The organism is Nonomuraea roseoviolacea subsp. carminata (genome assembly GCF_024172185.1).
Taxonomy (GTDB): Bacteria; Actinomycetota; Actinomycetes; order Streptosporangiales; family Streptosporangiaceae; genus Nonomuraea; species Nonomuraea roseoviolacea.
The window spans coordinates 6,935,046-6,957,212 of record NZ_JAMZEC010000001.1 but is presented as its reverse complement, the minus strand read 5'-3'; the positions used below and the strand labels follow the sequence as shown (position 1 = coordinate 6,957,212).

General features: G+C 74.3%; 19 protein-coding genes. 10 read left to right on the top strand and 9 right to left on the bottom strand.

The features are described 5' to 3' along the window. Positions 1 to 12 precede the first annotated feature (12 nt). Complete coding sequence (locus HD595_RS32105) at positions 13 to 870, bottom strand: NAD(P)-dependent oxidoreductase (RefSeq protein ID WP_253775562.1); 858 nt, start codon at positions 868 to 870, stop codon at positions 13 to 15. Between the two features lie 136 nt (positions 871 to 1,006). On the opposite strand from HD595_RS32105, the gene HD595_RS32100 reads away from it, so the two are divergent. The 5 genes from HD595_RS32100 to HD595_RS32080 all read left to right on the top strand — a co-directional run bounded on the left by HD595_RS32100 (position 1,007) and on the right by HD595_RS32080 (position 4,527). Next, positions 1,007 to 1,846: a helix-turn-helix transcriptional regulator gene (locus HD595_RS32100; protein WP_253775560.1), complete on the top strand. Its 840-nt coding sequence runs from the start codon at positions 1,007 to 1,009 to the stop codon at positions 1,844 to 1,846. A 204-nt stretch (positions 1,847 to 2,050) separates the two neighbouring features. Next, positions 2,051 to 2,857, top strand: a complete 807-nt coding sequence (locus HD595_RS32095; RefSeq protein WP_253781388.1) for a GNAT family N-acetyltransferase — start codon at positions 2,051 to 2,053, stop codon at positions 2,855 to 2,857. 154 nt (positions 2,858 to 3,011) lie between these two features. Then, the gene (locus HD595_RS32090) at positions 3,012 to 3,233 is read left to right on the top strand and encodes a hypothetical protein (RefSeq protein WP_253775558.1); all 222 of its coding nucleotides are present in this window, start codon (positions 3,012 to 3,014) and stop codon (positions 3,231 to 3,233) included. 104 nt (positions 3,234 to 3,337) lie between these two features. Beyond that, positions 3,338 to 4,189, top strand: a complete 852-nt coding sequence (locus HD595_RS32085; RefSeq protein WP_253775556.1) for a helix-turn-helix domain-containing protein — start codon at positions 3,338 to 3,340, stop codon at positions 4,187 to 4,189. A 71-nt stretch (positions 4,190 to 4,260) separates the two neighbouring features. Next, positions 4,261 to 4,527 (top strand): hypothetical protein, encoded by a 267-nt coding sequence (locus HD595_RS32080; protein WP_253775554.1) that lies wholly within the window; start codon positions 4,261 to 4,263, stop codon positions 4,525 to 4,527. A 39-nt stretch (positions 4,528 to 4,566) separates the two neighbouring features. Here the strand turns inward: HD595_RS32080 and HD595_RS32075 are convergent, their stop codons facing one another. The 6 genes from HD595_RS32075 to HD595_RS32050 all read right to left on the bottom strand — a co-directional run bounded on the left by HD595_RS32075 (position 4,567) and on the right by HD595_RS32050 (position 12,109). After that, a complete protein-coding gene (locus HD595_RS32075) occupies positions 4,567 to 5,184 on the bottom strand; it encodes a TetR/AcrR family transcriptional regulator (RefSeq protein ID WP_253775552.1) in 618 nt (205 codons plus the stop codon). 18 nt (positions 5,185 to 5,202) lie between these two features. Next, positions 5,203 to 7,299 carry a glycosyltransferase family 39 protein gene (locus HD595_RS32070; RefSeq protein WP_253775550.1) on the bottom strand — a complete coding sequence of 699 codons (2,097 nt, stop codon included), beginning with the start codon at positions 7,297 to 7,299 and terminating at the stop codon, positions 5,203 to 5,205. Further along, a complete protein-coding gene (locus tag HD595_RS32065) occupies positions 7,296 to 8,465 on the bottom strand; it encodes a bifunctional glycosyltransferase family 2/GtrA family protein (RefSeq protein WP_253775548.1) in 1,170 nt (389 codons plus the stop codon). The genes HD595_RS32070 and HD595_RS32065 overlap by 4 nt, the downstream gene beginning before the upstream one ends. Before the next feature lie 40 nt (positions 8,466 to 8,505). Further along, a complete protein-coding gene (locus tag HD595_RS32060; protein WP_253775546.1) occupies positions 8,506 to 9,843 on the bottom strand; it encodes a HAMP domain-containing sensor histidine kinase in 1,338 nt (445 codons plus the stop codon). Then, positions 9,840 to 10,535, bottom strand: a complete 696-nt coding sequence (locus HD595_RS32055; RefSeq protein WP_253775544.1) for a response regulator transcription factor — start codon at positions 10,533 to 10,535, stop codon at positions 9,840 to 9,842. The genes HD595_RS32060 and HD595_RS32055 overlap by 4 nt, the downstream gene beginning before the upstream one ends. 65 nt (positions 10,536 to 10,600) lie before the next feature. Further along, positions 10,601 to 12,109 (bottom strand): phytoene desaturase family protein, encoded by a 1,509-nt coding sequence (locus tag HD595_RS32050; RefSeq protein WP_253775542.1) that lies wholly within the window; start codon positions 12,107 to 12,109, stop codon positions 10,601 to 10,603. Positions 12,110 to 12,309: 200 nt separating this feature from the next. On the opposite strand from HD595_RS32050, the gene HD595_RS32045 reads away from it, so the two are divergent. The 4 genes from HD595_RS32045 (at position 12,310) to HD595_RS32030 (ending at position 17,930) form a co-directional block, all read left to right on the top strand. Beyond that, the gene (locus HD595_RS32045) at positions 12,310 to 13,236 is read left to right on the top strand and encodes a pseudouridine-5'-phosphate glycosidase (protein WP_253775540.1); all 927 of its coding nucleotides are present in this window, start codon (positions 12,310 to 12,312) and stop codon (positions 13,234 to 13,236) included. Beyond that, complete coding sequence (locus tag HD595_RS32040; RefSeq protein WP_253775538.1) at positions 13,233 to 14,393, top strand: carbohydrate kinase family protein; 1,161 nt, start codon at positions 13,233 to 13,235, stop codon at positions 14,391 to 14,393. The genes HD595_RS32045 and HD595_RS32040 overlap by 4 nt, the downstream gene beginning before the upstream one ends. Positions 14,394 to 14,476: 83 nt before the next feature. After that, positions 14,477 to 16,915 carry a hypothetical protein gene (locus HD595_RS32035; protein WP_253775536.1) on the top strand — a complete coding sequence of 813 codons (2,439 nt, stop codon included), beginning with the start codon at positions 14,477 to 14,479 and terminating at the stop codon, positions 16,913 to 16,915. Positions 16,916 to 16,985: 70 nt separating this feature from the next. Next, positions 16,986 to 17,930, top strand: a complete 945-nt coding sequence (locus tag HD595_RS32030; protein WP_253775535.1) for a hypothetical protein — start codon at positions 16,986 to 16,988, stop codon at positions 17,928 to 17,930. 1 nt (position 17,931) lies between these two features. Here HD595_RS32030 and HD595_RS32025 read toward each other — a convergent pair whose 3' ends face one another. Further along, positions 17,932 to 18,366, bottom strand: coding sequence for a nuclear transport factor 2 family protein (locus HD595_RS32025; RefSeq protein WP_253775533.1), 435 nt, complete (start codon positions 18,364 to 18,366; stop codon positions 17,932 to 17,934). Positions 18,367 to 18,452: 86 nt separating this feature from the next. Between HD595_RS32025 and HD595_RS32020 the strand changes: the two genes are divergently transcribed. Further along, positions 18,453 to 19,013, top strand: a complete 561-nt coding sequence (locus tag HD595_RS32020; protein WP_253775531.1) for a TetR/AcrR family transcriptional regulator — start codon at positions 18,453 to 18,455, stop codon at positions 19,011 to 19,013. 133 nt (positions 19,014 to 19,146) lie between these two features. Here HD595_RS32020 and HD595_RS32015 read toward each other — a convergent pair whose 3' ends face one another. Beyond that, entirely contained in the window at positions 19,147 to 22,089 is a 2,943-nt protein-coding gene (locus HD595_RS32015; RefSeq protein WP_253775529.1) for a helix-turn-helix transcriptional regulator, read from the bottom strand. Positions 22,090 to 22,167: the final 78 nt, after the last annotated feature.

The window sequence follows — 22,167 nt, the reverse complement described above, 5'->3', positions numbered from 1 at the left end:
GGCCGGAGCCGGTCAGGACGCGGGCCGGTTGACGACGCTCCAGTCCTCCCCGCCCCGGCCCTCGGCCACGACCCGGGTGAAGGCCCCGAGCACCGCGTCGAGGAAGGGGTACCCGTCGGGCCCCGCCAGGCGGGACGCGTAGTCGAGGTCCTTGCGCGCCCACTCGGCGGAGAAGTTGATCGGGTCGGGCGGGCTGACGAGGTTGTCGTGCGCCAGCTTGGTGACGACCCCGCCGGGCCGCTCCAGCAGCGCGGCCCCCACCTGCCCGAGGTCCAGCCCGGCCTCCGCGGCGAGCCTCATCGCCTCGCCGAACGCGGCCATGTGCACGGCCTGCAACGTGTTGAGCACCAGCTTGAAGCGCGTGCCGGCGCCGACGGGCCCGAAGTGCCTGACCTGCCGGGCGACGGCCCCCAGCACCGGGTCGAGACCGGACAGCAGTGCCGCGTCGCCGCCGGCCAGCATCGTGAGGTTGCCGGTCCTTGCGCCTTCCGCCCCGCCCGTGACCGGCATGTCGAGGAAGGGGAGGTCCTGCTTCGCGCAGGCGGCCGCGAGCTCGGCGATCCAGTCGACCGACAGGGTGGCCGACGTGATCAGGACCGTGCCGGGGCGGGCGCCGGCCAGGATGCCTTCGGGGCCCAGCCAAACGGCGCGCGAGGACCCGTCGTCGGCGGTCACCTCGAAGACCGCGTCGGCCCGGCGGGCGGCCTCGGCCGGGGTGGCCGCCATCCGCGCGTCGGCCGGGATCGCCGACAGGACCTCGGGCCGCAGCTGGCTGCGGTTCCACAGGACCACCTCGTGCCCCTCACGGGCCAGGTTGGCGGCCATGCCCCGGCCCATGATGCCCAATCCGACGATTGCCACGACTGCCATCGTTGTCTCCTTGGTCGGTGCCCGATCAGCGTGCGATGGCATCTTGCCTGCCGCGGAAGGCGGTGAGGCAGGCCCGCCGAAGGGGTGCCCTGGCAGGGCCACCCTCGGGCCGCCGGCGGGGCGACATACTGGGGCGATGGCAGCGAAGACCGATCTCGGCGAGTTCCTGCGGGCGCGGCGGTCCCGGATCGCGCCCCAGGAGGCGGGCCTGCCCGCCACCACCGGGCGCCGCCGGACGCCAGGGCTGCGCCGCGAGGAGGTGGCGATGCTCGCCGGGGTGAGCATCGAGTACTACACCCGCCTGGAGCAGGGCAAGCAGGGCAATCCCGGCCCGGCGGTGCTGGAGGCGATCGCGGGCGTGCTGCGGTTGGACGAGGACGCGCGCAAGCACCTGTTCGAGCTGGCCAACGCTCCCGCGGCCAGGCCCGCCGCCGTCCGGCCGGTCCGGCAGGTCAGGGCGGAGGTGCGCCGGTTGCTGGACATCGTCGCCCCGCACCCCGCCCAGGTGCTGAGCCGGGCCAACGACCTGCTGGCCGCCAACGAGGCGGGGATGCGGCTGCTGCCGGGGATCGAGGAGTGGCCGGCCCCGCTGCGCAACACCGCGCGCTACACCTTCCTGCACCCGCAGGGCAGAAGCGTCTACGGCAACTGGGACGAGGTGGCCGCGGCCACGGTGGCCCATCTGCGTGCCGCCGCGGGGACGTACCCCGACGCGCCCGACGTGGTCGCCGTGGTGGGTGAGCTGGCCGTCAAGAGCCGGGAGTTCGCCGCCCTGTGGGAGCGCTACGACGTGGGCAAGCGGGCCAACGGCCGCAAGTGCTTCCGGCATCCGGCCGTGGGCGCCATGAACCTGACGTACGAGGTGCTGACCGTCGCGCGCAGCGACGGGCATCGGCTGGTCGTCTACCAGGCGGAACCGGGCACCCCCGACCACGACGCGATGCTGCTGCTCGGGATGGCGCAGGTGAGCGGCTGAGCCCCGGGGCACCGGGGCACGGCCCGCGCGGGGCGGAGCGCGTCGTCGCGGCTGATGAGGCCGCCCTGCCGGGTAGTCCCACCCACATCAACCGCCACGACACGCTCCTTTCTCTTATACCCCACCAAACCCACCAGGCGATGGGGACAGCGGGACAAAACGGTTTGTGAGCCCGCTTCCGGATACGGAAGGATGCCGGGCGTGATGAGGATCCGCCGCCTCGGCTCAGCCGACCTGGACGCCTGCACCCGCCTGGCCACCTCGCGCCAGTGGGGGCCCGAACGCCACAAGTGGGCGCTGCTGCTCGACGTCGGCCAGGGCTACGGCATCGACGCGCCCGACGGCGACGGGCTGGCGGCGACGAACATCCTGACCCGCTACGGCCACGACCACGCCGTGATCAGCATGGTCCTCACCGCCGAGCGTCACGCCCGCCAGGGGCTCGCCCGCGCGCTCATGGAGCACGCGCTGGAGGAGGCCGGCGACCGTACCGTCTCGCTGCACGCCACGGAGGAGGGCCGCCCGCTGTACGAGCGGCTCGGCTTCCGCACCGTGGGCCGGGTCGCCAAGCACACCGGCGTGTTCGCGGGCGAGCCGTCCGGCGTGACCCGCCCGGCGACCGGTGACGACCTCGGCGCGATCCTGGCGCTCGACGCGGAGATCTTCGGCACCGACCGGTCGGAGGTGCTGCGTCGCATGTTCGGGTTCGGGGTCTCCGTCCGGGTGGCGGAGAAGGGTTTCGGCCACTGCTGGCGCAACGATACGGACGTCGTCATCGGTCCCGTCGTGGCCGAGGACCCCGCCACGGCGCGAGCGCTGATCGGCGACCTGGCCCTCGACGCCGGCGGCGAGGTGCGCATGGACCTCGACCTCGCCCAGGAGGAGCTGGTCGCCTGGGCGGTGGCCCACGGGATGGGGCGGCCGTGGGAGGTCTCTCTTATGGTGCGGAACGGGAGCCTGCCTGGTGACCGCACCCGGCAGTTCCTCCCGTTCATGCAGGCTCTGGGCTGATCCGCGGGCTGACTTTCCCTGTCGGCCTTTCTGACCGGAGAATCCCCCCTCTGCCCCAATATGCCGATTTTTCCAAAAACGATCGGATGTATCCCTGCGAGCCATACAATTGCGCGCAATTGCAGATCTTTGTCCATGGGGGAAGGACCCAACCATGCGCATGCGGTTCCTCGGCTCCACGTCGGAGGCGGGCGCCTGCCCCACCCTGTACGAGACCGACCGCGGCACCATCGTGGTGCAGGGCCTGCGGCTGACCGATCCCGAGGCCCTCGCCGACCTGCGCGACGTCCTCGACGGGGAGGACGCGGTGGAGGTGCCCCGGGAGCTGATCACCGAGATCGCCCGCCGCGTTCTGGCGGAGCCACCGACACCGTGAAAGAGCGATCCGGCATCCGGTTCGCCACATTCCGCTGTTGCTTGGTCACGATTGCGCCACTGCCTCTGGCATGATCCACCCCGTCCCGTCTAGCCTCTTGCGGCGTGACGTCCTTTCAGCAGGCGCGGATCGACCTCGGCAGTCAGCTCCGGCAGCTTCGCGAGGCCGCGCACCTGTCGGGGAAGGACCTGGCCGAGCGGCTGCGCTGGCAGCCGTCCAAGGTCTCACGCCTGGAGAACGCCCGGCAGACGGCCACCGAGGACGACGTCGTGGTGTGGGCGCAGGCCGTGGGGGCCGGCGCCGAGACCACCGACGACCTGATCCGGCAGGCGATCGCGCTGCTGGAGCGGCACGACGACTGGAAGCAGCGGCACCGCAGCGGCCTGGCCGCGCTCCAGGAGGACATCCGCGACCTGGAGGCCCGCACCCGGCTCTTCCGGGTGTTCGAGCCGAACATCATCGTCGGCCTGCTCCAGACCGCCGAGTACTCCCGGCACGTGTTCAGCAAGGTCAAGCGCCTCTACAGCGCGCCCGAGCAGATCGACGCCGCGGTCCGGGTCCGGATGCAGCGCCAGGAGATCCTCTACGACCGCGCGCGGACGTTCCGGTTCGTGCTGCCCGAGTCGGCGCTGCACACCCGGCTCGCCCCGCTCGACGTCATGCGCGGCCAGCTCGACCGGCTGCTGGCCGTCAGCACCCTGCCGAACGTCGAGTTCGGGGTCGTCCCCTACACCGCGGAGATGCCGTCCGCTCCGATCAACGGGTTCTGGATCTACAACGACGCCATGGTCGGCGTCGCCACCCTGACCAAGGACCTGGTGCTACGGGACCCGGACGACATCGCCTTCTACGTGCGGGCCTTCGAGGACTTCGCCAAGGTGGCCGTCTTCGACGAGGACGGCAGGGACGTCATCATCCGCGTTCTTGACCAATATCGGAAACAATCCGCGCATTGATCCTCGCAATTGCTTGCCCGCCTCCACAAGATCGTGCAATTCTGTCGCGGGAGACGTTGCGGAGGTGACGCATGATGCTGGATACCGCGCTCAGCCTTGAGCGGTTCGCGTGGCACGCCGGTCGTCACGCCGATCTGGCGGTCCAGAGCCTCTCGCTGGCCAGTGACCCGGCGTACGTGTCGGTGCGCAACCGCTTCTCCACCACGCTCGCCGAGACCGTGACGTGCGCCGAGGACGGCAGCTTCGTCACCTCGTGGGGCTACCGGCTCGGCACGGCCGACGACGTCGAGTCGGCCGCGGCCCGCCTCGCGTTCCTCCTGGCCGCGCTGCCCGCCTGAGCGCGCCGGGAGAGCCCCGGCCCCGTCATGACGTAACCGTCATGAGAAGGACGTCACCGGGATGCCGGCCTCGCCGGCGGCGGCGGTGCGGGCGTGGGCCAGCAGCCGCCCCCGGTCGAGCACGTCGGGATGCAGGGTATAGCGGATGATGAGCCCGTCGAGCATGGCGTCGATCCGCTCGGCCGCGCCGGCCGGGTCCTCGCAGGCGAACTCCCCCGCCTCCGTGCCGTCGGACAGCACCCGGGCCAGCGCGTCGAGCCAGGCCGTCTCCAGCTCCAGCATGATCTCGTTGACGGCCGGCTCCCTGAGCGCGGTGTTCCACGCGTCGATCCAGAGCAGCCAGCTCTGGTCGGACGGCGACTCCGGGATGTAGTAGCGCAGCACCCGGTCGAGGCGCTCCACCGCCGAGCCCGGGCCCGCGACCAGCTCGTCGAGCTTGGCGCTCTCGATGTCGAGCGTAGCCCGGAGCATGGCGGTGATCAGCTCGTCCTTGGTCGCGAAGTGGTAGTGGATGAGGCCACCGCTCACGTTGATCGACTTGGCGATGTCGGCGATCCTGGTGTGGGCCAGACCCCGCTCCAGCACCACCTTGCGCGTGGCCTCGAGCAGCTCGGCCCTGCGCTGGTCTGCCTGATCGGCCCGGGACGTACTCCGCACCGGGCCAGCCTATATCCGTCAGGAGGCCGCGGCGGAGCAGTCGTGGAGGCCGTCCTGGCCGTCCACGGCGGCACAGTTCTCCCGCACCCAGGTGGAGACCTCGCTGTCACCCCGGCCGGGACCGCCGCGGTCGCCGCCGCCGAGCACGTACCGCAGCCGGCCGGAGGAGACGAGCTCCTTGAGACGATCGACGGTCATGGCCGGGTCGCTGCCGGTGAAGCCGCCCATCGCGATCACCGGCTTGCCGGTGGACAGGATGATCGAGGACGCCTGCTGGGCGCTGTCCACGGCGACGAGCCACTCGGCCGGGCCCTGGTGGGCCAGCAGGTACTCGACCATGGAGTCGCCGACGCCGCCTCCCGGGCCGCCCGTCATCCGGCCGCTCCGGCCGTCGGCCTGCGGCTCCTGGCCGTTCTGGCCGTCCTGCGGGGGCCGCGTGCCCTCGGGGAACCGGCCGCGGAAGGCGCCGTACTGACCGGGCGGCATGCCGCCGGGGGGCATCCCGCCCATGGGGCCGAAGCCCGTGCGGCCCGCCGACGGCCCTGCGGTCGGGTTGGTGCCGTTCACCCGCGAGCCGAGCGGCGAGACCGCGTACGCGGCGGGCCCGGCCAGCCCGGCGACCAGCGTGGCGGCCAGCGCGCCCACGGCGACCCGGGCGGCCAGGCGACCGCGGCCGGCGAGGACGAGCCCGGCCGTCGCCAGCCCGGCGACGGCGAGGACGGTGGCGGCGAGCACGGCCCACGCCAGCCACGGCACGAAGTCGGGGGTGCGGCGCAGCACGGCGAAGGACCAGCCGCCCGTGACCGCGACCGCCAGGGGCAGCACCCACGCCCAGGTCCGCGACCGGCGGAAGGCCCGCCACATGAGCACGCCGCCCATGCCGGTGATCGCGGCCACGGCCGGGGCCATGGCGGTGGTGTAGTACGGGTGGAAGGTGCCGCTGGAGAAGCTGAACACCACGTAGTGGACGGCCAGCCAGCCGCCCCAGACCAGCCACGCCGCACCGCTCGCGCCGTCACGGTCGCCGCCCCCGGGCACGCCGTCCGAAGGCGAGGTCGCGGGCGCGCCGTCCGGATCTCCGGCCGCCCCCTCGGCGGCGGCGCGGCGGGCGGTCCAGCGGGTCAGCGCCGCGAACGCCAGGGCGAGCGCGCAGAACGGCAGCAGCCACGAGATCTGCCCGGCCATGATGTCGTTGAACAGCCGCCCGGCACCTGACTCGCCGCCGAAGGAAGCGCCCCCGCCGAACCCGGCTGACCCGCCGGGGCCGCCCTGGCCGAAGATCCGGCCCAGGCCGTTGTAGCCGATGACGAGGTCCCGGACGGAGTTGTCGGTCGATCCGCCGATGTACGGGCGGGACCCGGCCGGCCACAGGTCCACGATCACCATCCACCAGGCGCTGGAGACCGCCAGCACGGCGCCGGCCGCCAGCAGGTGCCCGATCCTCCGCGCCACGGTCCCCCGGGCGCACACCAGGTAGGCGAGCGCGAACGCCGGCACCACCAGGTACGCCTGGAGCATCTTGGTGTTGAACGCGAGCCCCACGAACAGCGCGCACAGCAGCAGCGGCCGCAGCCGCCCGGTGCGCAGCGACTCCAGGCAGAACCACGCCGCCAGCACGAGCAGCAGCACGAGGACGGTGTCGGGGTTGTTGTCCCGGTTGATGGCCACGGTGATGGGCGTGAGGGTCATGACGACGGCCGCGAGCAGCGCGGCCACATGCCCCTGCCGGACGCCGCCGTAGGCGCGCAGCACACCGCCGTGCACCAGGGCGACGGCGGCCACGCCCGCGACGGCCTGCGGCAGCAGCATGCTCCACGTCCCGAACCCGAACACCCGGGCCGACAGTCCCATCACCCAGAGCGCGAACGGCGGCTTGTCCACGGTGATGTAGGAGCCCGCGTCGACGGCGCCGAAGAAGAACGCCTTCCAGCTCTTGGTGCCGGACAGGACGGCGGCGGCGTAGTACTCGTTGGCGTACCCGCTGAGCGCCCACGCGTACAGGACGAAGGCGGCGGCGAGCACGGCCCACAGGGCGGGCCGCGACCAGCGCGGCGCGGGGGCGGCGGCGCGCCGGGACGCGCGGCGGCGGCCGGCCAGGCTCACGGCGGTCGTCATCGGGCGTTCCTCCGGGGGTTGAAGACCCACACGCGCAGCAGCAGGAACCGCACGAGCGTGGCCAGCGCGTTGGCCACGACCACGGCGACCAGCTCGACGCCGTGCGAGACGCCGGCGGGCAGCAGCGCGAGGCCGCCGGTGGTCAGGGCGAGCCCGACGAGGAACGCGACGAGGCCCTCGACCTGCTGGCGCAGCGCCCCGGACGACCCGGTGACGCCGAAGGTGAAGCGGCGGTTGGCGGCGGTGTTGGCCACGGCGGTGACGAGCAGGGCGACGGCGTTCGCGGTGAACGCCGGGACGGCCTGGCGCAGGCCGGAGAACAGCAGCAGGTAGGCGAGCGTGCTGAGGACGCCCACGACGGCGAAGCGGGGAAGCTGGCGGGCCATGCCGCGCGGCAGCTCGGCCTGGCGCACGCGGAGGGGGACGGGGATGCGGGCGGCGCCGGACAGCGTCCTGCGGGCGACCCGGGCCATGCCGCGCAGGTCGTCGAGGGCGGTGCGCAGGACGTCGACGCGGCTGTCGGGGTCGTCCACCCAGTCGACGGGCACCTCGTGGATGCGCAGCCCGTGCCGCTCGGCGAGCAGCAGCAGCTCGGTGTCGAAGAACCACTGCTCGTCCTCGACGGCGGGCAGCAGCGCCTGCGCGACCTCGGTGCGCACGGCCTTGAAGCCGCACTGGGCGTCGGAGAAGCGCGCGCCCATGACCGAGCGCAGCAGCAGGTTGTACGCGCGGGAGATGAACTCGCGCCTGGGGCCGCGCACCACGTTGGCGCCGCGGGAGAGCCGGGTGCCGATCGCGAGGTCGCTGTGGCCGGACATCAGCGGCGCCACCAGGGGCAGGAACGCGTCGAGGTCGGTGGACAGGTCGACGTCCATGTAGCTGACGACGTCGGCCTCGCTGGCCGACCACACGTGCCGCAGCGCCCGGCCGCGGCCCTTGGCGTCGAGGTGGACGGCCCGTACGTGGGACAGCTCGGCGGCCAGCCGCCGGGCCTCGTGCCAGGTCCCGTCGGTGCTGGCGTTGTCGGCGATCGTGATGCGGAAGCCGTAGGGGAAGGTGCGGGTCAGGTAGCCGTGCAGCCGGACGATGCTCTTGCGCAGCGCCCGCTGCTCATTGTGGACCGGGACGACCACCTCGACGAGGCGCGTCTTGACTGGTGTCTGCATGCTACTAGTGCAGAACATCCTTCTTTGAACACACTTGTGGCTATCTGAGGGCCGAGTGAGATTTCCCAGGAATCTCGACAGTGGCGATGACTCCGCCGCCCTCGGCGTTGTCAAGGCGCACCCGTCCGCCCGCTTCGGCGACGGCCTGGGCCACGATCGCGAGCCCCAGCCCGGAGCCGGGCATGGCGCGGGCCGACGGCGAGCGCCAGAACCGGTCGAAGACGTGCGGCAGCTCCTCTGCGGCGATGCCGGGCCCGTGGTCGCGCACGGTCAGCGTGCCCTCGCGCAGCACCACGTCCACCTGGCCGGGGCCGAACTTGGCGGCGTTGTCGATGAGGTTCAGCACGGCACGTTCCAAGGAGGCGGCGCCGCCGACGACGTACCACTGGCCGAGGTCGGTGGTGACCTCGGCGCCGCGCAGCCGCGCCCGCTCGACGGCGGCCAGCACGACGTCGTGCAGGCCCAGCTCGGTGTGCGGCTCGTGGTCGGTGTCGCCGCGGGCGAGCTGGAGCAGGTCGCCGACCAGCGTGGACAGCTCGGCGAACTGCGCCTTGACGTTGACCAGCAGCCGTTTCTTCGCGCCGGGCTCGATGCTGCGGCCGGTCTCCTCGCTGCGCAGCAGCAGGTCGATGTTGGTGCGCAGGGTGGTCAGCGGCGTGCGCAGCTCGTGGCCGGCGTCGGCGACGAGCTGGCGCTGCCGCTCCCGCGCCCCGGCCAGGGCCGTGGTCATGGCGTTGAACGACGTGCCCAGCCGGGCGATCTCGTCGGTGCCCTGGACGGGGATGCGGGTGCTGAGGTCCTCGGTCTGCGCGATGTGCTCGACGGCCTTGGTGAGGCGGCCCACGGGCGCCAGGGCGGCCCTGGAGATCGCCAGGCCGGTCCAGGCGGCGGCCAGAGCCCCGAGCGCCGTGAGGCCGGCCAGGCCGAGCGCCATCCGCCGCAGGGAGCTGTTCAGGTGGTCGAGCGGCCGCGACTCCAGGACGGCGACGCCGGGCGCGAAGCTCGTCGTCACCACGCGCACGCCGTGCCCGTCGACGGTCTGGCCGTTGCGGTAGACCGGCTCACCGGGCTGGGCGACCCGGGGCAGGTCCTCCTCGGTGGCCTTGATGGGCGAGCCCACGGAGCAGGTGGTGCGGTCGGCGTACAGGAGCGTCACGGTCTCGGCGAAATGTCCTTCGGTGCCCTCGGGGCGGCAGTGCTCCTGCAGCCATCGCTGGTCCTCGGGCTTCTCAGGCTCCATGATCGCCTGGTCCAGCGTGCCGAGCATCTGCCGCTCGGCCACCACCCACGACAGCGCGGAGGCCAGCGCGATGGCCAGCGCCACCGCGACCGTGACCAGCAGCGTCAGCCGCGAGCGCAGGCTGCCGAAGCGTCTCATGTCGCCGCCCGCAGGACGTACCCCACCCCGCGCACGGTGTGGATCACGCGCGGCTCGCCGCCGGCCTCGGTCTTGCGCCGCAGGTACATGATGTACACGTCGAGGGAGTTGGAGGTCGGCTCGAAGTCGAAGCCCCACACCTCGCCGAGGATCTGCTCGCGGGTCAGCACCTGGCGCGGGTGGGCGAGGAACAGCTCCATGAGCAGGTACTCGGTCCGGGTCAGGTCGAGCGGCCGGTCGCCGCGGGTGACCTCCCTGGTCGCCGGGTCCATGCGCAGGTCGCCGTACGCGAGCGTGTTCTCGGGCGTGCCGGCGTGCAGGGCGCCGCGCCGCAGCAGCGCGCGCACGCGGGCCAGCAGCTCGTCCAGCTCGAACGGCTTGACCAGGTAGTCGTCGGCGCCCGCGTCGAGGCCGGACACCCGGTCGCCCACGGCGTCGCGGGCGGTCAGCATGAGCACGGGCACGTGGTTGCCGGCCGCGCGCAGCCGGCGGCACGCGGTCAGCCCGTCGAGGCGCGGCATCATCACGTCGAGCAGCACGGCGTCGTACGGCTCGCCGACCAGCGCGTCCAGCGCGGCCTGGCCGTCGTTGGCGGTGCTCACCTTGTAACCCTCGAACTCCAGGCTCGACTGCAGCGCCTCACGCAACGCGGGCTCGTCGTCCACCACCAGCAACCGTGCGGGCTCACTCATGCTCACAAACTAAGGGCACATCATGAGAACCCCATGAACGGACCGGCCGGCCCGCATGAGAACGATCAGGCGGTGAGCACGGCCATCGCGGCGTTGTGGCCGGGGATGCCGCTCACGCCGCCGCCCCTGCGGGCGCCCGCGCCGCACAGCAGGATCCGCTCGTGCTCGCTCTCCACGCCCCAGCCGCTCCCCTGCTCGGTGTACGGCCAGCTCAGGTCGCGGTGGAAGATGTGGCCGCCGGGCAGCCCCGCCTCGTTCTCCAGGTCCACCGGCGTTCTGACCTCGACGCAGGGCGTGCCGTCGGGGGCGCGCAGCAGGCAGTCCTCGATCGGCTCGGCCAGCACCCGGTCGAGCGAGGCGAACGTGGCCCGCAGCGCCGCCTCCCGCGCGCCCTCGGGGTCGGCGCGGAAGAGCCGAGCCGGCATGTGCAGGCCGAACAGCGTCATCGTCTCGGCCCGCCCCCGCAGCTCGGGCCCGAGGATGGAGGGGTCGGTGAGCGAGTGGCAGTACACCTCGGCGGGCGGCAGGCGCGGGATCTCGCCGCGCGTGGCCTGCGCGTGGGCCGCCGCGAGCTGGTCGCGGCCCTCGTTGATGTGGAACGTCCCGCTGAAGGCGGCCCGCGGGTCGACGGAGGCGTCGCGCAGCCGGGGCAGCCGCGACAGCACCATGTTGACCTTGAGCTGCGCCCCCTCGGGCACGTCGGCCGAGCGGCCGAGCACCCGGTCGAGGACGGCGGGCGGCAGGTTGACCAGCACGCGGCCGCCGGTCACGGTGTGCTCGCCGTCGCCGGTGCGGAAGGTGACCTCGCCGGAGGGCGCGATGCCGACGATCTCGGCGCCGGTCGTGATCTCGGCGCCGGCCCGCCTGGCCGCCGCCTCGATCGCCCCCGAGACGGCGCCCATGCCGCCGACCGGGACGTTCCACTCGCCGGTGCCGTCGCCGATGACGTGGTAGAGGAAGCAGCGGTTGGCCGCCAGGTCCGCGGCCGGGTCGGCGAAGGTGCCGATCAGGGCGTCGGTGAGCACGACGCCGCGTACGGTGTCGTCGCCGAAGCGCTCGTCCACCGCCTGGCCGACGGGCCGGGCGAACAGGTCGCGCCACGCCTCCGGCCCGACCAGCCGCTCGACGTCGGCGCGGGTGGGCAGGGGCTGGAGGAGGGTGGGGGCGAGGGCGCGCGCCGTGCGGGCGACCATGGCGTAGAAGTCGCGCCACGCCTTGTGGTCGGCGTCGCCGCCGGTGACGTTCCGGAACGACTCCGCCGTGCGGGCCTCGTCCTCGTTGTCGACGAGCAGCCCGGTGCCGTCCTTGGGGGTGTACGAGGCGTAGCGGCGGCGGCGCAGCTCCAGGCCGAGGCCCAGGTCCTGGACGATCTTCGTGGGGAGGAGGCTGACGAGGTAGGAGTAGCGCGACAGCCGTACGTCCACGCCGGGGAAGGCGCGGGCGGAGATGGCGAGCCCTCCGGCGTGGTCGAGGCGTTCGAGGACGAGCACCCGGCGCCCGGCGCGGGCCAGGTAGGCCGCCGCCACCAGGCCGTTGTGCCCACCACCCGCCACTACAACGTCATATTTCGCCATACCGGCACCTTACGACGCCCGACCCCGCGACGTCCCTCCCCGCGACGGCCCTGTGGGGCGTCGCCGCAGGGGCCGTAAGCTGGGGCGGGGCCGGCGCCGGGGGGACACGCACCCCAATTAGCCGCAAACCCCGCAAATGGACTAAAGTCCACGTTTCGCCCTGCCCCTGGGCGTACCGCACGAAGGAGCACCACAGCCACATGCGCACCGCCGCCGACCCCCTTCTCCAGCCGTCCGACGAGGTCGCCGAGGCCCTGTCCGCCGGTGCGCCCGTCGTGGCCCTGGAGTCCACGATCATCTCCCACGGCCTGCCGCAGCCGCGCAACCTCGAGGTCGCCCGGGAGCTGGAGGGGATCGTCCGCGAGGCGGGCGCCGTGCCGGCCACCATCGCGGTGCTCGACGGCGTCGCCCGCGCCGGGCTGACCGACGCCGAGCTGGAGCGCGTCGCGTCCGAGCCGGGGCTGCGCAAGCTGGGCCAGCGCGACCTGCCGATGGCCGCGGCGCTGAAGGCCAGCGGGGCGACGACCGTCTCGGCCACGTCGTTCCTGGCGGCGCGGGCGGGCATCCGGGTGTTCGCCACCGGCGGCCTCGGCGGCGTCCACCGCGGCTGGACCGAGGACCAGGACGAGTCCGCCGACCTCGGCACCCTCGCCGGCACCCGCATCACGGTCGTGTGCGCCGGCGTCAAGTCGATCCTCGACGTGCCCGCGACGCTCCAGCGGCTGGAGACCCGCGGCGTCAGCGTGGCCGGCTACCGGACCGACCAGTTCCCGGGCTTCTACCTGCACTCCTCCGGCCTGCCCGTCGAGTGGCGGGTCGAGACGCCCGAGGAGGTCGCGGACGTGATGCGCGCCCAGGACGCCTTCGGCGGCCCGGAGAGCGCGCTCATCGTCGCCAACCCGGTGCCGGTGGACCAGCAGCTCGACCCCGCCCTGCACGACCGGGTGCTCGCCGAGGCGCTGGAGGCCGCGGCCCGCGACGGCGTCACCGGCCAGGCGATCACGCCGTTCCTGCTCGGCTACCTGGTGCGCGGCACGGGCGGCGCCTCCCTGGAGGCCAACCTGGCCGCCGTCCGCGGCAACACCGCGCTCGCGGCCCGCATCGCGCTCGCCTGGTCCCGGCCGTGACCGACGCGGCCCAGCCGCCGGCCCCACCCTCGACCTCCTCCTCCGCGGCCCAGCCGCCGGCCCCACCCCCGGCCGCCTCCGCCACCGCCGTCCCCGGCGCGCCCCTCCCGGCCGGCGCCGGCCGGGACGCACCGGCCGCCCAGGGTGAGGCGCCGGAGCGGGCCCCCTCGGACCCGGCGGGCCCGCGCAGCGAGGCGCCGGAGCGGACGGCTTCCGCGTCCGGCACGACGGGTGGCGGCGGGCTGCTGGTGGTCGGCGACGTGGTGACGGACGTCGTGGCCCTGCACAGCGCCCCCGTCGCGGCCGGCACCGACACCGCCGCCGACATCGCGCTGCGTCCGGGCGGCTCCGGCGCCAACACCGCCTGCTGGGCCGCCCACCTCGGCGCCGACACCCGCCTGCTGACCCGGCTCGGCTACGACAGCAGCGAGTGGCACACCGCCGAGCTGGTCAGGGCGGGGGTGCGCCCGTACGCGCAGGTGGACCCGGCCCACCCGACGGCCGTGGTGATCGCGATGGTGGACGCCACCGGCGAACGGTCCATGCTCACCAACCGGGGCGCCGGCGGCCGGATCTCCCCCGCCGACTGGGACGACGCCTTCCTCGACGGCGTCGCGCTCCTGCACCTGTCGGGCTACACCTTCTTCACCGAGCCGGGTCTGGCGCTGGCCCGGCTGGCGATGGAACGGGCCACCGCGGCGGGCATCGCGATCAGCGTCGACCCCGCGTCCACCGGGCCGTTGCGGGAGTTCGGGGTCGAGCGGTTCCTGGACGAGTCGGCGCCCGCCCGCCTGATCATCCCCAACCGGGACGAGGCCCTCGTGCTGACCGGCGTCCCCGAGCCGGAACGCGCCGCCGAGCTCCTCAGCGAGCGTTACGGCACGGCGGTGGTCAAGCTGGGGTCGAAGGGGGCGCTCTCAGCGAGCGGTGGCCGGATCGTCGCGACGGCGGAGGGCGTGCCCGTCCACGCGCTCGACACGACCGGCGCGGGCGACGCCTTCGCTGCCGGATATCTCACAGCCCGCCTCAACGGCGACGGCGAAGCGGCAGCTCTCCGGGCGGGATGCCAGGCGGGTGCGGAATGTGTGGCCCTGGTGGGCGGTCGGCCACGGTACGGTTTGGAAGTGCACCGTCTTTACCCTATTCACGCCGATTGATAGCTTGCCGCGTAGGCTGCACCATGAGCCACATGCGTATCGCCTGGCAACGCTGTTCACTCTGGGGAGGTTAAGGTCCGCCGATGGAAGTCGAGTCATCGATCTGCCTGAGCGACCTGGTCCCCGCCCTGCGCTGGAGCAGGCCCCAGCAGGTCGCGGAGGCGCTGGGCGACCCGCGTCTGCCGGCCGCGTGGTGGTCCTCCGTGTCGCTGTCGCGGGCGCTCGCGACGGCCGGACTCGACTGGATCTGTGAACGGGTCGCCCGCCTGGCCGCCGCCCGCTGGGATCACCTCCCGCTGTCCGACCTTCTTCCGGCGCTGTCGGTGCACCGGGTGGACCCGGCGCTGCCGGGCTGGTCCGACGCCACCCGTACGGCGGTGGCCGGCCTCGGCGGCTGGCAGCGGCTGCGCCGGCTCTCCCCCGCCGACCTCGCCACGCCCTCGGCGACGCCGGAGGTGGTCATCAACTCCGTGCTGCGCGAGGTGCTCGGCCGCATCCAACACGAGCTGACGCAGACCGGCGCGACCGCCGCCGCACCGGCAGCTCATCCCGAGGTCACCCGCCCGTTCGTCCCGCGCCCCGCCGGCGCTTCCGGTGAGGGCGCGGCCGCGTCTTCCGGCCCGTTCCCCGCCCAGCCCGCCGCGCACCAGACGGGCTCGTTCCCGGCGCAGCCGCAGGCGCAGAGCGGGGCCTTCCCCGCGCAGCCCGACCCGCAGAGCGGCGCATTCCCGGCCCAGCCGCAGGCCGCCGCCCAGCAGAGCGGCCCCTTCCCCGCCGCCGCCCAGCAGAGCGGCCCCTTCCCGGCCACCGGCCCCGAGCCGCACCAGAGCGGCGGCTTCCCCGCCGCGGGCCAGGACGCGACGTCGCAGCCGGGCGCCGCGCCGCAGCAGTCCGGCCCCTTCCCGGCCGCCGGCCAGGGCCCCCGGCCGCACCAGAGCGGCTCCTTCCCGGCCACCGGCCCCGAGCCGCACCAGACCGGCGGCTTCCCCGCCGTGGGCCCCGAGCCCCACCAGACCGGCGGCTTCCCCGCGGCCGGCTCCGAGTCCCGCCAGAGCGGGGGCACGCCGCAGCACGACACGGGCGCCTTCCCGGGACGGCCCGGCTCCGACACCGGGTCGTTCCCCCGCCCGGACACCGCTGACCCGCAGGGCACGTTCCCCGGCCGGCCCGGCACTTCCCACGACACCGGCGCCTTCGCCCGCCCCGGCGCCCCCGGCCGGCAGGACACGGGCGCCCTCCCCGTCCGGCCCGGCGCGTCCCCCACCGGCCCCCGTACCGGCGCCCCCGCCCCGAACGGCCAGACCCCGGACGCCACCCAGCCGGGACAACCCGGGCAACCGGGACAGCCCGCACAGCCCGGCCCGCAGGTCAACGGCCAGCGCCCGGCGGTCCCCGTCTCCTCTCCCCTCATGGGCGACTACACCGGAGCCCCCGCCTCCCCGGCGCCGTCGCCTGTGCCGTCCGACATGGACCACGCGATGGTCCGGGTGGTGGACAGCCTGTTCCGCGGGCTGGACAAACTGGAGCTGGCCGTGGCGGTCCACCGGCTGTTCGCCGAGGACCCCGTCAGCCTCCGTACGCTCGCCCACAAGATGCTCGTCGACCGTGACCAGCTCTCCCACGCGCAGCGCACCGCGGAGGAGCGCGTGCTCCACTGGCTGCGCTCGTCGGAGTCGGCGCCCGTGACGGGCCACATGTTCCGGCTGACCGAGTGGCTCGGCGCCGCCGCCACGCAGGAGCAGCTCATCGGCGCCGACCCGGCGCACCCGGTGATCGTGCCGTCGCTGCGCACGCCGCTGTGGCGGGTGCTCGTCACGCTCATGCCCGACCGCCGCCTCCAGGACGGGTGGCTGGTCGTGGGCGACATCCAGCGCCTCCAGGCGCGCACGCGGCAGTTGCTCGCCGCGCAGCCGGCCGACGCCGACGTGGTGGAGCTCCTCGGCGAGCTCGGCATCCGGGCGCACTCGGCCAAGGCGTGGCTCGAAGCGCTGCCGCCCGAGACCTCGGCGCAGGACGCGGCGGCCGCCCCCTCGCCCGCGCAGCCGCTCCCCCGCCGCACGCCCGGCGCCAACGGGCACCACCACCGCGGCGGCCAGCCGATCCCCGCGGCCGGGGCCGGCTCCATCGACCCGTCGGCGGCGCTGGCCACGCTCTCGGCCCTGTCGGGCGGGCGCTCGCCCATGCTGCCGAGCCTCGCGGGCGCGCCGTCCACCCCGCCGCCGCCCATCCCGGGCCCGTCGTCCGAACCGCGCCGCTGGCAGCGCATCGAGGTCACGCCCGAGCACCTGCGCGGCGGCCCGGTGCCGGTCCCGGAGGGGTACGCGGCGCAGCTCGGGATGCGCCCCGGCACGCTCCTGTCGGTGACGGGGCCGGGGGACAACGCCATCGTCCTGGTGTGGCAGGGCCACCAGCCGGTCTTCGACTCGCTCCAGCCGGTGCTGATGCGCCTGAACGCCCGGCCGGGCGACCAGGTGTACGTCACGGTGGACGGCTACCGCCTCGAAGCCCAGCTCACCGGCTGACCCCGGCGAACGGGCCTGACGGGTACCCGGCACGGTGGACGCCGCCTCACCCATGGCCTAGGGTGCGGCGATGAGCGTGATCGACTGGCTGCTCGACGCCGACCCGGCCATCCGCTGGCAGGTGCTGCGCGACCTCACGCACGCCTCGCCCGGCGAGGTCGCCGCCGAGCGGGCGCGCGTGGAGCGCGAGGGCTGGGGCGCCCGTCTCCTGGCGCTCCAGGGCGCCGACGGGCTGTGGGACGGCGGCGCCTGCTTCCCCGCCTCCTCCACCGGCGACGAGCCGGGGCAGCCGTGGACGGCGACGATGCACACCCTGCAGACCCTGCAGATTTTCGGGCTCGATCCGGCGTCGGAGGCGGCGCGCCGCGCGATCGCACGCGTCGCCGAGCACGGACGGTGGGAGCACGCCGGGCAGCGCTACTTCGACGGCGAGGTCGAGCCGTGCATCAACGGCAGGACGATCGAGACCGGCGCCCGCTTCGGGGTGGACGTCTCGGCGATCGTGGAGCGGATCGTCGGCGAGCGGCTCCCCGACGGCGGATGGAACTGCGAGGCCGAGAACGGGTCCGTGCGCTCGTCGTTCCACACGACGGTCGACGTGCTGGACGGGCTGCTCGCGTTCGAGCGCGCTACCGGCGGTTCCGCGGCGGCGCGCGAGGCGCGGCGGGGCGGGGAGGAGTATCTGCTGGAACGGGGGCTGTTCCGCCGCAGGAGCACCGGCGAGGTCGCCGACGCGGCGTTTCTGGACTTCGCGTTCCCGTACTACTGGCACCACGACGTGCTGCGCGCGCTCGACTACTTCAGGCGGTCGGGGGCCGAACCGAATGCGCGCCTGGCGGAGGCCGTGGAGATCGTCCGCTCGAAGCGGCGGCCCGACGGGCGGTGGCCGCTCGACCGCGTCCACCCGGGTCGCGTCCACTTCGCGCTGGAGGACGGCGTGGGGAGGCCGAGCCGCTGGAACACCCTGCGCGCGCTGAGAGTGCTCGACTGGTGGCAAGGCTCGTTTCCCGCCTGACTCAGCCCGGGCCGGCTGATCCGCCGGTCATCGAGGCCAGGGCCTCGGCTATCGCGGGCCGGTCCTGATACTCGCGCCAGTGCACGATACGTCCCTCTCTGGCGCGCAGGACCACCACGAAATGCGCCTGTCCCCGCCTTCCCGTCACGGGCATGGTGGCTGCCATCTGGTACTCAGCGATGATCACCTCCGGGTCGGCGGTCTCGTGGATCCGCACGTCAAGGAACTCCTCGAACACGACGGGCAGAGCTTCACGACCCGCCCGGGTCATGGCCGCCACCTCCGCGCGGCCTTCGGTCCTGCGGCGGCCGGCGGAGGCGAACGGCTGCTCCACCACGACATCGTCGGCGAGCATCTCCTCGTCCAGGGCGGGCCTGCCGGCCAGGACGTTCTGCTGGAAGCGGGCGAAGAGGTCCTGCGGCGTCTCCGTTGACATGGGCGTCCTCCCCGGGGAAGTAAGATGAGCGATGACTCACTTTTGAAAATATGAGCGACGACTCATCTTGTCAACAGGGTGGACGAATGACAGCGAGCAAACCCCTGCGCGCCGACGCCCGGCGCAACCGCGCCCGCATCCTCGCGGCCGCCGAGGAGGTGTTCGCCGAGCGGGGGCCCGCCGCGTCCACCCAGGAGGTGGCCGATCGAGCGGGTGTCGCCATCGGCACGATCTTCCGCCACTTCCCCACCAAGCGGGACCTTCTCGCCGCGATCATGAAGGAGCTGCGGCAGCGACTCATCGACAAGGCCGAGGCGCTGCTCGCCGACGGCCCCCCGGGAACCGCGTTCTTCGACTACTTCACGTTCCTCGTCGAGAGCTCGGCCAGGGTCGACACCGTCGCCGGCCTGCTGGCCGACGAGGGCACGGCCATCCAGCCGGGCGAGCAGATCGCGGCGTTCACGCAGACCTTCGGCACGTTGCTGGACGCCGCCCGGGAGGCCGGCACCGTCCGCCCCGACGTCCGCCTCGACGAGGTCATGGCCCTGGTCTCGGCCGCGACCCAGGGCGCCCTGGCCGGGTCCTGGCCCGACGACCTCCGCCGCCGCACGCTCGCCCTGCTCCTGGACGCCCTCCGCCCCCGCTGACCCCCGGCCGGCGCCGCCCAGCTCCGCAGCTGCTACGGCAACCATCGAAAACGGCGGACCCGGTGGCTCTCGCGATCCGTCGAAGAGGCGCAGGCGGTGGCTGCTGCGATCCGTCGAGAGGCGCAGGCGGTGGCTACTGCGGGCCGTCGAAGAGGCGGAGGCGGTGGGCCGTGGCGGCGGCCTCCCCTCGTGACGCGGCGCCCAGCTTGGCCAGGATGTTGGACACGTGGACGCTCACCGTCTTGACCGCGATCACCAGCTCGCCGGCGATCTCGCGGTTGCTGCGCCCGGCCGTGACGAGCCGCAGCACCTCCAGCTCGCGGGCCGTCAGCCCCAGCGGCGGCCCGACCGGCGCGCCGTCGCCGCCACCGGCGGCCCGCGAGCGCCCCGAGGCGCCCTGGGCGCGGCCCAGCATGGCGTCGAGCTGGTCGAGCAGGAGCGCGGCCTTCAGAGGTTCGGCCAGCTCACGGGCCCGCGCCACACGGGTCGCGGCCTCCTGGCGCTCACCGCACGCCAGCGCCGCCCGCGCCGCGTCGGCCAGGGCGAGCGCCTCCGAGTACGGCTGGCGCAGCTCCGCCCAGGCCGCCACGGCCTCGTCCCACGCCTTGAGCCGCCACGCGGGCTCGCCGTCGCCACCGCCCCGCGTACCGTCGCCGCCGTCCGCCGCGTACCGTGGCGCCCCCGTCAGGGCCGTGAACGTCAGCCAGTGGGCCCGCTGGAGCGCGCCCTGGACCCGCATCCGCCCCGCCACCTCCGCGACCTCCGGCGGCAGCGGCCCGCCCAGCCGGGCGATCGTCACCAGCAGCGGCCACAGGTAGCGCGGCCCGGCGCCCGCCGCGTGCTCACGCACGGCCCGCACGGCCGCCTCCCGCGCGTCGTCCGCCCGGCCGCTCGCCAGCAGCAGGGCGATCTCCCGGCCGGCGTGCGGCAGCAGGTTCTGGTCGCGGAAGACGCCGCGCGACAGGACGTACCGGGCCCGCTCGAACGACTCCTCGGCCCGGTCGAGCTGCCCGCGGGCCAGCGCGATGTCGGTACTGAACCCCTGCAGGCTGGCCTGGTGCGGCGGCGGGGGCAGCAGGTCGAGGGCGTGCTCGATGACGTCGAGGGCCTCGTCCCAGCGGCCGAGCGACAGCAGCGGCTCGGCCAGGTTGATCGACAGGAACGCGCCGGAGGTGCGGGCCACGCCGTACCGCTCGGCCTCGGCGACGCCGTCGCGGGCCACCCGGGCGGCCCGCTCGTGCAGGCCGGCGCCCTCCAGCGTGTCGGACTCGGAGATGGCGCAGCCGAGCAGCGCGTTGAAGGCGTCGGCGCCGAGGGCGAGCCGCCGGGCCTCGGCGAAGCCGTCGAGGTGGGCCTCGGACCGGTCGTAGTCGCGGGCGCGGGCCCAGGTGAGGGCGATCAGGGCATGGGCCTCGCAGGCGGCGTCGCCGGCCTCGCGGGCCAGCGCGATGGCCTGCTCGGCGGTGGCCGTCTTCTCCTCCCACACGTCGTCCGTGTGGAGCATGCGGGCGAGGTTCTCGAGGACGCGGGCGCGCAGCCGGACCGGCCCGTCGGCGGTCAGGGCGGCCGCCTGGCGCAGGTCGTCGAGGTGGCCGAAGCGGCCCGCGTCGTAGCGGATGATGCCGCGCTTGCGCAGCAGGACGGCGGCCCGGGTCGGCTCGGCGTCGCGGTCGAGCTCGGCCATCGCCGCCCCGGCCAGGGCGATGCCGCGTTCGTACTCGCCCGCCAGGTGGGCGACCGTCACGGTCTGGGACAGCACCTCGACGTGGTCGGCGCCGATGCGTTCGGCGGCGTCGGGCACCTGGCCCCACAGCTCCAGCACGCGCGACAGCATGCGGAGCTGCTCGTCGTAGGCGGTGGACTTGCGCGCGGCGGCGGCCGCCGCCCAGGCGCTGACCAGCGCCCAGGTGGCGTCGTGGGCGGAGTGCCAGTGGTGGGCCAGCTCGATCGCGCCGCGCGGGGCGGGCAGGATGGACGGGTCACGCTCCAGCGCCTGCGCGAAGCGGGTGTGCAGGCGGGTGTGCTCGCCGGGCAGCAGGTCGTCGTGCAGGGCCTCGCGGATCAGCGCGTGGCGGAAGGAGTAGCCCTCGCCGTCGACCACGAGGACGTTGCCCGCGACGGCCGGCCGCAGGGCGCGCGACAGCTCGGCGTCGTCGAGGCCGGAGACGGCCGACAGCAGCGCGTGCTCGATGTGCTGGCCGCCGGCGCTGGCCACGCGCAGCAGCTCCTGCGTCTCCTCGGGCAGCCGCTCGACGCCGGCCAGCAGCAGGTCGCGCAGCGACTCGGGCAGCGCGAGGCCGCCGCCGGCCTCGCTCAGCAGCGCCTCGACGAACAGCGGGTTGCCCTCGCTGCGCGCGTAGATCAGCTCGATGTCGGCGGGCCGGGGCTCGCGCTCCAGGATGCTCGCCGCCTGCTTCACGACCTCGCGCCGGGTGAGCCTGCGCAGCTCGATCCGGTGCACCCAGCCCACCCGGCCCAGCTCGGCCAGCAGCGGGCGCAGCGGGTGGGTGCGGCGCAGCTCGTCGGTGCGGTACGTGACGACGATGAGCAGGCCCGCGTCGGAACGCTGGTAGCGGACGAGGAACGACAGCAGGTCGCGGGTGGAGCGGTCGGCCCAGTGGGCGTCCTCGACGACGAGCACCACCGGCTGGTCCTCGGCCAGTCGTTCGAGCAGCCCGAGCACCTGCTCGAACAGCCGGGCCCGGGCCTCGGCGCCGTCGCCGTCGGGCTCGCCGAACTCGGGCAGCAGCCGGGCCAGCCCGCGCGTGGTGCCGCCGGGCACGAGCGCGGCGACCCCGTCGCGGCCGCGCTCGCGCACCAGGCCGCGCAGCACGGCGCTGAAGGGGGCGAACGGCAGGCCGTCGGTGCCGAGCTCCAGGCAGCCGCCGACCAGCACCAGCGCGTCGTCGGCCCGGCCGGTGAACTCCCTGACCAGCCGCGTCTTGCCCACGCCGGCCTCGCCGCCGACGAGCACGGTGGACGACGATCCCGCGCGGGCGCGGGAGAGGGCGTCGCGGAGCGCGGCCAGCTCGCCCGCCCGGCCGACGAAGAGCGGGCTCACCGTGTGGATCGTCACGCCCTACAGGATGCCATCCGCCTCCGACAGGACGAGCCCGCCCCATACGCTCCCACCTGAGCGGACGCCCCTGGGCAG